Below are 11,900 nucleotides of genomic sequence, written 5' to 3' on the forward strand. Positions count from 1 at the left end.
CATTACAAACATTTAATTAAACAAAAATCAAATTATAATGAAAACTATTAAACAAATTCTTATTTTACTTTTGGTCGTGTTACCATTAGGAATTTCGTGTTCAGATGATGACACAAAAACAAAGGATACACAAAAAAGTGCTTCTCTTAGAGTTGTATTCAATGAAATGAAAAACAATTTCAATATTGCAGGAAGAAGTAGTTCGGATGACGATGATGAAATGTGTTTTGATTTTGTATATCCAATAACATTGTCATACAATACTGGAACAACAGTTACCGTGAACTCTATTGATGAGCTTATTGATTTATTGTCAAATGAAGATGAAGATATGTATTTGGAAGCAATTGCATTTCCTTTTCAAATTCAGTATTTAGCATCTGGAACGACTGTTACAATCAATAGTGAAGATGATTTTGAAGGAATTATTGACGAATGTGACTTTGATACTTATGACGACGATGATTATATGGATTCTGAATGTTTTCAATTAGTTTATCCGTTTTCAATTATCAATACAACAAATAGTGAAACTTTTTTAATGGAAAGCGAAAGTCAATTGTATGCTTTTTTTGAAGGTTTAGACGATGAAGATGAAGATTTTAATTTTGATTTTGTGTACCCAATTTCTGTAATTGTTGATGGCGCAACTGTAGTGGTAAGCAATTCTTATCAGTTTGAAGAAATATTAAATTCATGTGATGACGATTATGATTATGATGACGATTGCGTTTGTACTGAGGAATACAGTCCAGTTTGTGTAATTGATGAAGATGGAGAAGTAATTACTTATCCTAATCCTTGTCACGCACAATGCGATGGATTTACTGAGAGCGATTTTGTTGATTGCAATTAATAAATAATTAGAATAAAAAACGGCTAAACTTTTTTTGAGTTTAGCCGTTTTTTTATTTTTTCAATCGATCATTAAAGACCTTTTCAAACTTTTCAATTTTAGGTTGAATTACCATTTGGCAATAAGGTTTGTCTTTATTGTTTTCATAATAACCTTGATGATATTCTTCCGCAATATAGAATTTTTTCAAAGGTTCTAAAGTGGTAACAATTTTATTAGAAAATACTTTTTCATTCAATTCTGCAATCAAAGTTTGTGCAGCTTTTTTCTCAGTTTCATTTTTATAAAAAATCACTGAGCGATATTGAGTTCCTGAATCTGCGCCTTGTCTATTCAATGTTGTAGGATCATGAACGGTGAAAAATACTTTGAAAATTTCATCTAAATTGGTCTTCGTTTTATCATAAGTGATTTCTACAACTTCAGCTGCGCCAGTTCTACCAGTACAAACTTGCTCATAACTTGGATTTTCGACCATTCCACCAGCATAACCAGAGTAAACACTTTTTACACCATCAAGGTTTTGATAAACGGCTTCCACACACCAAAAACAACCACCACCAAGAACAACTGTCTCTAAATTCCCAGTATTAGAAGCAATAGCATCAGGAACAAAATCTAATGAAATAGCATTCATGCAATACCTTTTTCCTGTTGGTTCTGGACCATCATCAAACAAATGTCCTAAATGCGAATCACATCTACCGCAATTAGCTTCAATTCTTCTCATTCCATAAGAATTATCATCTTTAAAAGTGATACTTTCTTTGTTTTCTTGTTCAAAAAAACTTGGCCAACCACAACTACTTACAAATTTTTGATCCGATTTGAATAATTTATTTCCACAAGTTGCACAATAATAAGTTCCTTTAGTTTCGCTTTTCCACATGGTTCCTGTAAAAGCTCTTTCAGTATCGGCTTCACGAGCAACAGCATACAAATCGGGTGATAAAACTTTTTTCCACTCGGCATTTGAAACAGTTAATTTTTTTGTATCAGTATTAGAATAGTAAGGATTTTCAGGTTTGCTGATTACGTTTTCCATAGTTTTAATTTCTTTTTTAGAATTTTTTTTATCCGATTGACCACAAGCCGTTAAAGTAAGCAAAGGAATCAGAAATAAAAAAGTGATTATTTTTCTCATAACAATTAAATTAATTGATGTACAAATTTACAATAGAAGTACGTTGCAAAATGTCTTACAGTTTACAAATTGAGATGATTTAAGGAAAGTTTAACGGTTGTGGAATTTCTCTATTTCTAATTGTAAGTTAGAGTTATATTCACAACTATATTTTTTTAATGCTTCATCAAGATATTGAATGTATTCTTGTGTAAATATATTAACAGATCTACTTAGTTTGTCAAATATATTTCTCTTTATTTGGTCTACATCTTCATTGCAAATAGACGAAATAGCTTCATAATAATCCAAATTTTCTAAATTTTCGTTTTCTTTATTTTGAAGAATTTTTATAAAAGATTCATCTGGAAATTTTGAAATTGCTAAAAACGAGTTATCTATGTTTTGAAGAAAAAATGGTAAATCCTTTTTGTTTTGAAAATTAGCCAAAGTCGCAATTGTCTCTCTTGTCATATATTTGTGAGCAAAATATTTGACTCTTTCATAATTCTTAAATTTATAATTATTAAGTTCAAATATTATGTCTATCGTTTCAGGTATTATAGAATCATTTGTGATGACTATTTCATTGAATTGATTTAAAACGCTATCAACTTCTTTTTTAGTCCACTTGGTTTTATATTGTTTAGCAAAATTATTACCATAATACTCTTTTAAAGTAACTTTCAATTCATCGGATTCATTTTCGTAATTTTTAATTAAATCGATTTTTTCTTTTTGATAAAATAAATAGCCATATAGTTGACCAGCCGTTGTAGAAATATCTCCAACGCAACCGTTTTGAAATTTTATCTTTTTATCATCATTTATATAATTTGAGAATAGTTGAATTAATTTTTCTGATTTTCTATCTACCATTACTAATGACAAATAACCTTTTACAACATCATTTCCATTTTGTACCATAAATAGAATCTCTTCATCATTAGCTATGGAGTCTAATTCTTCATACATTTTATATACACTACTTTCCTCTCCACTATAGCCTAAGTTTTGACTTTCTATTCGATCTTTTTGCAGTAATCCTTTATAAATAGTATTCACTTTTTCTGAAAGTTGTGAAAAAGTTACAATTGGAAATAGTAATAAGATGTTATATTTTATCTTCATATATATTTTAACTGCCAAATTTTAAATTTATTTCATAAAAATACAAAATATAAACACACGTTAAACTTTTCACAAACTCCAAAATCACTTCACAACCAATTCTTTTTTCGTATTTTTGACCATCATAAAAAATCTATGAAAGAAGAACAAGTAATTTTAGTCAACGAAAAAGACGAACCTATTGGTTTGATGAACAAACTCGAAGCTCACGAAAAAGCAGTATTGCATCGTGCATTTTCTGTATTTGTTTTAAATGATAAAAATGAAGTTATGCTACAGCAACGTGCGCATCACAAGTATCATTCGCCTTTACTTTGGACAAATACTTGTTGCAGTCACCAACGAGCAGGAGAAACGAATATTGAAGCAGGAAAACGTCGTTTGTTTGAAGAAATGGGTTTCAAAACCGAATTGAAAGAATTGTTTCATTTCATCTACAAAGCGCCATTTGACAATGGTTTAACCGAACATGAACTTGACCATGTAATGATAGGTTATTCTAATGAAGAACCTAATATTAATTGTGATGAAGTGGAAAGCTGGAAATGGATGACAATAGAAGACATCAAAGAAGATATGATTCAAAATCCAGATATTTATACAGTTTGGTTCAAAATAATTTTTGATGAATTTTACCATTATCTAGAAGACCACAAATTATAATTTCTGTTACACTGAGCTTGTCGAAGTGAAAACCCTAAATCCATTAATCGTAAATCCTTAATCAAAATGAAAGTTACCGTTTCAAGAAAAGCACATTTCAACTCAGCACATCGATTGTATCGAAAAGATTGGACTATGGAGCAAAACGATTTGGTTTTTGGGAAATGCAACAATCCTAATTATCATGGACATAATTATGAGTTAATAGTTTCTGTTACAGGAGAAATTGATCAAGAAACAGGTTTTGTAATTGATGTAAAAATACTGTCAGATTTGATAAAAGAGCATATTGAAAATGCTTTTGACCATAAAAATTTGAATTTAGATGTTCAAGATTTTGCCGATTTAAATCCAACAGCAGAAAATATAGCTGTTGTAATTTGGAATAAACTTAGAAAATATATTGATACCAATAAAGAATTAGAAGTAGTTCTTTATGAAACACCTCGAAATTTTGTAACCTATAAAGGAAACTAAAATGCCACTAAAAGTAGGAGACAAACTTCCCAATTTTTCAGCAAAAGATACTAACGGAACAATTTTTAATTCGCAAGATTATATTGAAAAACAAGCACTTGTAATTTATTTTTATCCTAAAGATGAAACAAAAGTTTGTACACAACAAGCGTGTAGTTTTCGTGATAATTACCAAGAATTTAAAGATTTAGGAGCAGAAGTAATAGGAATTAGTGCTGATACAGTTACTTCACATTTAAAATTCAAAAGCAAATTCAATCTTCCATTCATTTTACTTTCAGATAATGATAAAAAACTTCGAAAATTATTTGGAGTTGAAAATGATTTTTTAATTATACCTGGACGTCAAACTTTTGTAGTTGATAAAAATGGGATAATTGTCATGATTTTTAATAGCATGTCAGGAAATATTCATATTGAAAAGGCATTAAAAACATTAAAGAAATTGACAAAATAGTATATCCATTTTTTTGCATCTTTGTACTTTAAATATATAAAATGAAACTTTATCCATTGCAATTCCAACCCATTTTAAAAGAAAGAATTTGGGGCGGAACAAAACTTAGAGATTATTTAAACAAACCTATTTCATCTGAAATTACTGGTGAAAGTTGGGAAATTTCTACTGTTGAAAATGATGTTAGTGTAATTTCTAATGGAGTTTTTGCAGGAAAATCGTTAAATGAATTGATTACTGAATTTCCTGAACAAGTTTTGGGTACAAAAGTTTACCAGAAATTTGGAAAGCAATTTCCACTTCTTTTCAAGTATCTTGATGCTCGTGAGGATTTGTCTATTCAAGTGCATCCAAATGATGAATTAGCAGCAAAACGTCATAACTCATTTGGTAAAACCGAAATGTGGTATGTAATGCAAGCCGATGCAGAGGCAAGATTAATTGTGGGTTTTAAAGAAAAATCATCTCAAAAAGAATATTTAGAAAATCTTGAACATAAAACATTGATAGATATTCTTGATACTAAAAAGGTAAAAAAAGGTGATGTTTTCTTTTTAGAAACAGGAACGGTGCATGCTATTGGAGCTGGAACTGTAATTGCAGAAATCCAACAAACTTCTGATATTACTTATAGATTGTATGATTTTGATAGAGTAGATGTTCATGGAAATACTCGTGAGCTTCATGTTGATTTAGCTGTTGATGCAATTAATTATAATGTTGTTCAAGCTGAGAAAACCTACACTAAAACTGAAAATACTTCAAACGAAATTGTAAACTGTCCTTACTTCACCACTAATTTTATTCCGCTAGATGGAAATGTAGCTGTTATAAATGATGAAAATTCATTTTCGGTTTATATGTGTGTTGAAGGTGACTTTGAATTGAATTATGATGGAAAAACGTATACCTACAAAACTGGTGATACCATTTTAATTCCTGCAAAAATGAGAGAGTTTATAATTAATGGGAAAGCATCATTATTAGAAATATACATTTCTTAACTTATATTCAAAAGATTATATGTAATTTTGCACCAAATTTTAAAAATAAAAGAAAATGCCAAGCGTTAAAAATTTAAAAAAAGACATCAACTTCGTTTTAGGAGATATTATTGAAGCTGTTTACATTCACGAGATGACTAGTGAAGGAAAACCTACTGAAGCTACTAATGCAGTTATAGATGAGGCAATTACATCTTTTGATGCTTTAATCACTAAGGTAAATGCAAAAAATGTTGAAAATAAAAAAGCACATTTCAAACAAATCAATGTAGAATTAGAACAAACTGCAAATCAATTGATTGAAAAAATCAACGCTTTATAATTAAAAAAATCATTAAAAAAGTGCAAAAAAATTTTGGAGATTTAAAAATCACTATTATATTTGCACAAGAAATGAGACCGGCCAGCGTAGCTCAGTTGGCTAGAGCAGCTGATTTGTAATCAGCAGGTCGTGGGTTCGAGTCCCTCCGCCGGCTCTTAATAAACCATCACAGAAATGTGGTGGTTTTTTTATTTATAATTTTAGGAAATAAAAAAAGACTCCATTTTGCGAAGTCTTTTTTTCTATTTCAATAAACTATTAATTAGTTTTCAGTTTTTCTTCTTTCTTTAATTAATTCATCAAGTTTTTTTCCATAAAGTGATTTAGCAACTTTTGGTGTTAGTGACTTTTGAATTGTATCAAGATATTTTAGATTGATATCATAAATTTCAGCTAAGGCCAAATAAGGTGCAACTTCAGAATCTTTATGGTTAACTGCAAAATTTGTTGTGAAAAGATATTTACGTTTCAAAATATTTTCTTGCTGTTTATTTATAGTCACAATTTCTTCAGATTTACCATTTTTATAGGCATTCAATTTTTTTTCTAAAAGTGCTAAATCTTGATCAACTAACCTAGTAATAATTTTTTTATACTCTTCATATACTTCGTGAGATTTTGATCCAGTAATTTTTGAGTCGGCAGTTAAAAAATCTAATGAAGTTTCAATATTTATTTTTCCCTTTTCAGCAAAAAATGGAATGTTATTGTCTAATGAATTTGTTACACCTCTATCAAGAAACAAATAATACATTTCTGGTGAATTAATGTCAAGTTCTGAGGTGAAATGTGAATCACCATTTATCTTAATTGTGTCTAATGCGACTAATGTTGAGTCTTGAAGTTTTTGGATGTATATAGTCCCTTTTTTCAACCCTTTGATGTTTCCAGTAATAAGTAAGTCTTTTTCCTGTTTTTTTTCTCCACAAGAGCTTAAAAGCACTAATGAAAGTAAAGCAATAATTGTTTTTTGCATGATTTATTATTTTTGGCAAAATAATAAAAAAATCCCCAATCTATAACATAAATTGAGGATTTAAAATTTGATTTTAAAAGTTTAACCTTTCAACCAAGCTTGATTTAAATTTTTCTTACTTGTATCAGAAAGATTGTATCCTTTTGATTCATTCATTGGTATAATTGCTTTTCCTGATAAGGTTTGCTCTTTATCGTTTCTTTTAATTTTCATTGTAATAACATCACCTTCTTTCCAACTTTGAACTGATTCCATCATTTCAGAAATTCCATCAATGTTGTATTCTTTTCCGTTTATTGATTTGATTACATCATCAGCTTTTAATCCCATATTGGTTAAAAAAGGTGTTAATTCTGTATTGGCTCTAATAACAATTTCCTTAGTTGCAGGAATTCCAGAAATGCATGGCGTTGATTTATTTAAAAATGGATTTCCTGTTTTTTTTATTATCGAATTTGAAACTCCCATTTTTGCAAAATATTCTTCATAATTTATTGGTGTTTCTCCATCAACATACGTTGTTAAAAATGCACCAACTTCAGGGTAAGTTAAAGCTACAATTCTGTCAAAAAGTTGTTCATCAGAGAAAGGTTTTTTTGAACCAAATTCATTTGATAATTTTTGCATTAAATCTAAAATACCTCTTTCACCATTGCTTTTTTCTCTAATAGTAATGTCAACACACATTGCAATCAATGCACCTTTTTCATACACATTTAAATATTGATCTTTGTATGGTTTTTCTAAAACATTTGCACTCATTTTAGTAAAAGGCATTTTATCATTCATGCGTTTTGCATTTCTAATTTTTTCAGTCATTCTTAAATAAAAATCTTCCTCATCAATCAATCCTTGATTTACTTGGAAAAGATTTGCAAAATATTCTGTTACACCTTCATACATCCATAAATGTTTAGACATTTTAGGAGTATTAAAATCAAAATAATGAATTTCGTTTGAGTGAACGCTTAAAGGTGTAACAATATGAAAGAACTCGTGTGAAACTACGTCTTTAATTTGTTCGCCAAGTGCGCTTGAAGGCATCATTTCAGGGAAAACAACTGTTGTAGAAGTGTTGTGTTCTAATGCACCAAAACCTTTTGCATCTTTTTTCTTCATGTCTGAAAGATAAAGAAGCACAGTATATTTTTTATTATCATTTATTGGACCTAAAAATTTCTTTTGAGCACGCATTGTTTTTTCTAAACTTCCTGAAAGTGCTTTTGCCGAATGTTTTCCTGAAGGCGAATAAACACTAAAAAGAATTTCCATTCCATCAACGGTGAAAGAAGTGTAGTCTGGTTTTGAATACATAATTGGGTTGTCAACTAATTCATTATACCTTGAAGTTATAAATACATCAGAAGTAGCGCTAGCATCAGAATCAATGAGTGAAGTTGCTCCAAAAAGTGTTTCAGGATGTAAAACAGTTACTTTATAAGTCAAATCTTTTTTATCTGTAAAATAACCAACAAAACCATGATTGTTCAACATAAAATTTTTGCCTTCATCAATGTTTGTTCCTGCAGGCGAAAAAACATCTCCGCCACCCATTCCGCCACTTTTTTCAATGTCAAAAGTGTCGTTAACTAAATAAGTTACTTTGTCTAGTTTTTGTGCGTCAGAAATTGTCCATGAATTGACATCTTTTTTCTCAACTTTTAAAAGATTTCCCTTTTTATCATAAGCTTTTAAATCATCAACAAATTTACCATAATCATCCTCTGAATATGTTCCAGGAATAATTTTTGGAAGTTGATAAACAATTTCAGATGAAGTAATTGTTGGCGATTTTACAGTAACTAGAACTTTATCATCAACAATTTTATTCAAATCAATAGTAACTCCAACTTCATTAATTGATGCAGTCGTTGCTGAATCTGTTGCTGATTTACAACTAAAAAGTAAAGTTGCAATTGCAAAACTAAATAGGATTTTCTTGTTCATGGATATAATTTTTAACAGTATATTGGTATGGATTATTTAGGATTTGTTACAAACTTATATTGAATTTATGAATTCAGCCATTTTTTCAGATAAAATTGGCATTACAGGAATTGTACCATCGTTATAAGATTTAATATTTTCAGCTTCGGTTGGAGTTTCTTTGAAAAGATGATTCATGTTTTTAATAATTTCAATTTTTGCTTTAGGAAAAGCATCTTTTAGTAAATGGGCGTCACTTTCAGGAACTTGTAAATCTTTTGTTCCGTTAACGATTAATATAGGAATTTGTAGTTTTTTTATTTCTACAGTTGGAATCCATTTTGACCATGAAATGAAATAGGGTTGAATGCTGGGTTTAAAAATACTCATCATCGTTGCATCTTTTGATTTGTATTCAAAAGTTTTACCTTCCTTATAGTTTTGTATGTTTTGTTTAATTTCTTTAGAAAAATAGGGTGCTTGTTTTAATAATTGTTCTTCAAGAACTTCATAAATTGGTCGTCCTGCACCAGCTAGTGAAATGAATCCATCTGCTTTTGTTTTTTTTGCAACAATCATTCCTATTAATGCGCCTTCACTGTGACCTGCAATGATTATTTTTTTGAATTTTTTATTTTTTTTAAAATAATTTACAACGTTCTCAGTGTCAGTAATCATATCATCAAAAGTCATTGAATTATCATTTGTAATTCCTTTTCTAATTTGAGCAATTACTCGTTTGTCAAAACTAAAAACGGCTATATTTTTAGTTATTAAATCTTCTGATAAAAATTTTAAATTGTTTGTTACACCTCCAAATTGATTTCCGCTTCTGTTCGTTGGTCCTGAACCTGCAATTAAAATTACAAGTTTTGTTTTCTTTGTTATTTCTTTAGGAGTAAATAATGTTCCTTTAATCATTGAGTCAATTTCTACACTTTCAGTATTGAATTTTTTTTCTTGAGATTGACTGTATAAAGTGATAAAAAATAGAAGTGTCAAAAGACTTTTTTTCATTTGTTAAATTTTAAATTGCTATTGAATTAAGCAGGTACTAAATTAAATAAAAAAAAACGATAAGTACTTATCGTTTTTAATATTTCAGTTTTGAATTAATCAAATTTATTTTTCATGTAATATTTGCCGTCCAAATCGTCTAAATCATCATCGACCATTGGTTTCGGTTTCGGTTTACTTGCTGTGACTTTCTTTTTCCAAAGCTCAAAATTGTCTTTGGATAATCTTTTTCGCATCAATTCAGTAACTTCATTTTCAGTAATTCCAAATTCAGCTTTTAATACTTCAAAAGGTTTCCTTTCCTCTTGCGCCATACTGACAACTCTTTCTAATTGTTCGTTGTCAAGTTCTACTCTTTTACTTTTTTTCATTAGTTGAAAAGCACATTAACGTTAATTCTTTTTTAGTTTATCAATTTATATACCAATATTAAGAAAAAAAATAATCACTTTTAAAAATGGATGTAAATTTTTTAATTTTCTTGTGGCGAACGTGTTTTTTGAAATGGAATTTTTAAAAGAGGAATTAATTCATTATTTTCTTTCGGATTCATGTGTGTGTCAACTCCATAGATAATTTCTTCTCTTTTTAAATATGAAAATGTTCCAAAAATTCTATCCCAAACAGAAAAAATATTTCCATAATTACTATCTGTGTAAGGAAGTTTATAATGATGGTGAATTTTATGCATATCTGGTGAAACTAATAGATAACTCATAAATTTATCTAATTTCTTTGGCAAACAAATATTAGCATGTGTAAATTGTGTAGCAACAACTGATAGTGTTTGATAAAGAAATACCATCCACATTGGACTTCCAACGATTAATACTCCAAATGTTGTAAAAATGAAACGAATAACACTTTCGCCAGGATGATGTCTGTTTCCTGAGGTTGTATCTATATAAGTGTCTGTGTGGTGAATTAAATGAAAACGCCATAGAAATTTTACGCGATGTTCAACAAAATGAGCTAAATAAGCACCAAAAAAGTCCAATAAAAGTAACCCAAATATGGTATAAACCCAAATATTCATTAGTGGTAACCATTGTAAAATTCCGAACTCTTTTTTACTAACAAATTCTGCAGTTTCTAATAAAATAAATGCTAAAGCAAAGTTTATAATGATTGTGGTTAGCGTGAAGAAAAGATTAATTCCTGCATGGTGTATTTTACTATAATTAAATTTAAAAAATGGGTTGATACTTTCAATTATCCAAAAAAAAGCAATTCCACCTGCCAAAATTAATCCTCTATGTAATGAAGGAACAGTTTCAAAATAGTTTATTAGATGATCCATAAAAGTGATTTGTTATCAAAAATAGTAAAATAATTATTTAATTATTCTGAATGTTAAATTTATTCTTGGCCCAATTTCTTTCATGGTTTTAGGAATTTGATGTTTCCAAAAATGTTGGGTTTCGTCTTTCATTATCAAAAGACTTCCGTTTTGTAATATTATTTTTTGTTTGGCTTCTGCAATGGAGTTATGTTGCAAATGAAAAACTCTTTCAGCACCAAAACTTACTGAAGCAATGATTGGATTTCTTCCAAGTTCTTTTTCATTGTCAGCATGCCAACCATTACTGTCTTTTCCTGTGCGATATAAATTTAATAAAACTGTAGTGAAGTTTTCATTACAAACTGCCTCAATTTCTGATTTTATAAACATCAACAAAGCATTCCATGGATGAGGTTGCATTATAATATTTGAATAGGAATATTGTTTTCCTTCATTTCCAAATAATGCTGTTAATCGTGGTTGAGGATGTGTTTTTCCAAAAACAGTAATGTCATCTTGTTGCCATGGAATTTCATTTAATAATTTTTCAAACAGCAATTTTGATTGATTTGCATCAAAGAAGTTAGGATAATACTCCACAGAAGCATTTGGTAAATTGAAAGTAATTTTTTCAGATGGAAATAAAGAATTCATATTTCAAAGATA

14 protein-coding genes and 1 tRNA gene are annotated in these 11,900 nt (G+C 29.1%); 7 read left to right on the forward strand and 8 right to left on the reverse strand.

All coding sequences use genetic code 11. The features are described from left to right. Positions 1–37 precede the first annotated feature (37 nt). Entirely contained in the window at positions 38–856 is an 819-nt protein-coding gene (locus Q0049_RS11925) for a hypothetical protein (RefSeq protein WP_298120003.1), read from the forward strand. 52 nt (positions 857–908) lie between these two features. On the opposite strand, the gene Q0049_RS11930 is transcribed toward Q0049_RS11925, so the two are convergent. Together Q0049_RS11930 and Q0049_RS11935 are read right to left on the reverse strand one after the other, a co-directional pair. Further along, entirely contained in the window at positions 909–1,901 is a 993-nt protein-coding gene (locus tag Q0049_RS11930; RefSeq protein WP_298120291.1) for a bifunctional methionine sulfoxide reductase B/A protein, read from the reverse strand. 189 nt (positions 1,902–2,090) lie between these two features. Further along, positions 2,091–3,110: a hypothetical protein gene (locus Q0049_RS11935; protein ID WP_298120007.1), complete on the reverse strand. Its 1,020-nt coding sequence runs from the start codon at positions 3,108–3,110 to the stop codon at positions 2,091–2,093. Between the two features lie 135 nt (positions 3,111–3,245). Here Q0049_RS11935 and idi point away from each other — a divergent pair, with 135 nt between their 5' ends. The 6 genes from idi to Q0049_RS11965 all read left to right on the forward strand — a co-directional run bounded on the left by idi (position 3,246) and on the right by Q0049_RS11965 (position 6,187). After that, a complete protein-coding gene (gene idi, locus Q0049_RS11940; RefSeq protein WP_298120010.1) occupies positions 3,246–3,773 on the forward strand; it encodes an isopentenyl-diphosphate Delta-isomerase in 528 nt (175 codons plus the stop codon). 66 nt (positions 3,774–3,839) lie between these two features. Further along, positions 3,840–4,250 (forward strand): 6-carboxytetrahydropterin synthase, encoded by a 411-nt coding sequence (locus Q0049_RS11945; protein WP_298120012.1) that lies wholly within the window; start codon positions 3,840–3,842, stop codon positions 4,248–4,250. Between the two features lies 1 nt (position 4,251). Next, on the forward strand, positions 4,252–4,707 hold the full coding sequence (locus Q0049_RS11950; protein WP_298120015.1) for a peroxiredoxin: 456 nt from the start codon (positions 4,252–4,254) through the stop codon (positions 4,705–4,707). 41 nt (positions 4,708–4,748) lie between these two features. Then, positions 4,749–5,711 (forward strand): type I phosphomannose isomerase catalytic subunit, encoded by a 963-nt coding sequence (locus tag Q0049_RS11955; protein WP_298120016.1) that lies wholly within the window; start codon positions 4,749–4,751, stop codon positions 5,709–5,711. Between the two features lie 55 nt (positions 5,712–5,766). Further along, positions 5,767–6,033: a hypothetical protein gene (locus Q0049_RS11960; RefSeq protein ID WP_298120019.1), complete on the forward strand. Its 267-nt coding sequence runs from the start codon at positions 5,767–5,769 to the stop codon at positions 6,031–6,033. A gap of 80 nt (positions 6,034–6,113) precedes the next feature. Further along, a tRNA-Thr gene (locus Q0049_RS11965) sits at positions 6,114–6,187 on the forward strand. A 108-nt stretch (positions 6,188–6,295) separates the two neighbouring features. On the opposite strand, the gene Q0049_RS11970 is transcribed toward Q0049_RS11965, so the two are convergent. From Q0049_RS11970 to Q0049_RS11995, 6 genes are all read right to left on the reverse strand, one after another. After that, positions 6,296–7,009 carry a DUF4369 domain-containing protein gene (locus Q0049_RS11970; protein ID WP_298120022.1) on the reverse strand — a complete coding sequence of 238 codons (714 nt, stop codon included), beginning with the start codon at positions 7,007–7,009 and terminating at the stop codon, positions 6,296–6,298. An 81-nt stretch (positions 7,010–7,090) separates the two neighbouring features. Continuing rightward, positions 7,091–8,956 (reverse strand): peptidase M61, encoded by a 1,866-nt coding sequence (locus Q0049_RS11975; protein WP_298120024.1) that lies wholly within the window; start codon positions 8,954–8,956, stop codon positions 7,091–7,093. Positions 8,957–9,010: 54 nt separating this feature from the next. After that, positions 9,011–9,952, reverse strand: a complete 942-nt coding sequence (locus Q0049_RS11980) for an alpha/beta hydrolase (protein ID WP_298120026.1) — start codon at positions 9,950–9,952, stop codon at positions 9,011–9,013. 95 nt (positions 9,953–10,047) lie between these two features. Beyond that, entirely contained in the window at positions 10,048–10,323 is a 276-nt protein-coding gene (locus tag Q0049_RS11985; RefSeq protein ID WP_298120029.1) for a TIGR03643 family protein, read from the reverse strand. Positions 10,324–10,424: 101 nt separating this feature from the next. Next, complete coding sequence (locus Q0049_RS11990; RefSeq protein ID WP_298120032.1) at positions 10,425–11,252, reverse strand: sterol desaturase family protein; 828 nt, start codon at positions 11,250–11,252, stop codon at positions 10,425–10,427. A 33-nt stretch (positions 11,253–11,285) separates the two neighbouring features. Further along, a complete protein-coding gene (locus Q0049_RS11995; protein ID WP_298120035.1) occupies positions 11,286–11,888 on the reverse strand; it encodes an alpha-ketoglutarate-dependent dioxygenase AlkB in 603 nt (200 codons plus the stop codon). Positions 11,889–11,900 lie beyond the last annotated feature (12 nt).

Source organism: Flavobacterium sp., from assembly GCF_027484205.1.
Classification (GTDB): domain Bacteria; phylum Bacteroidota; class Bacteroidia; order Flavobacteriales; family Flavobacteriaceae; genus Flavobacterium.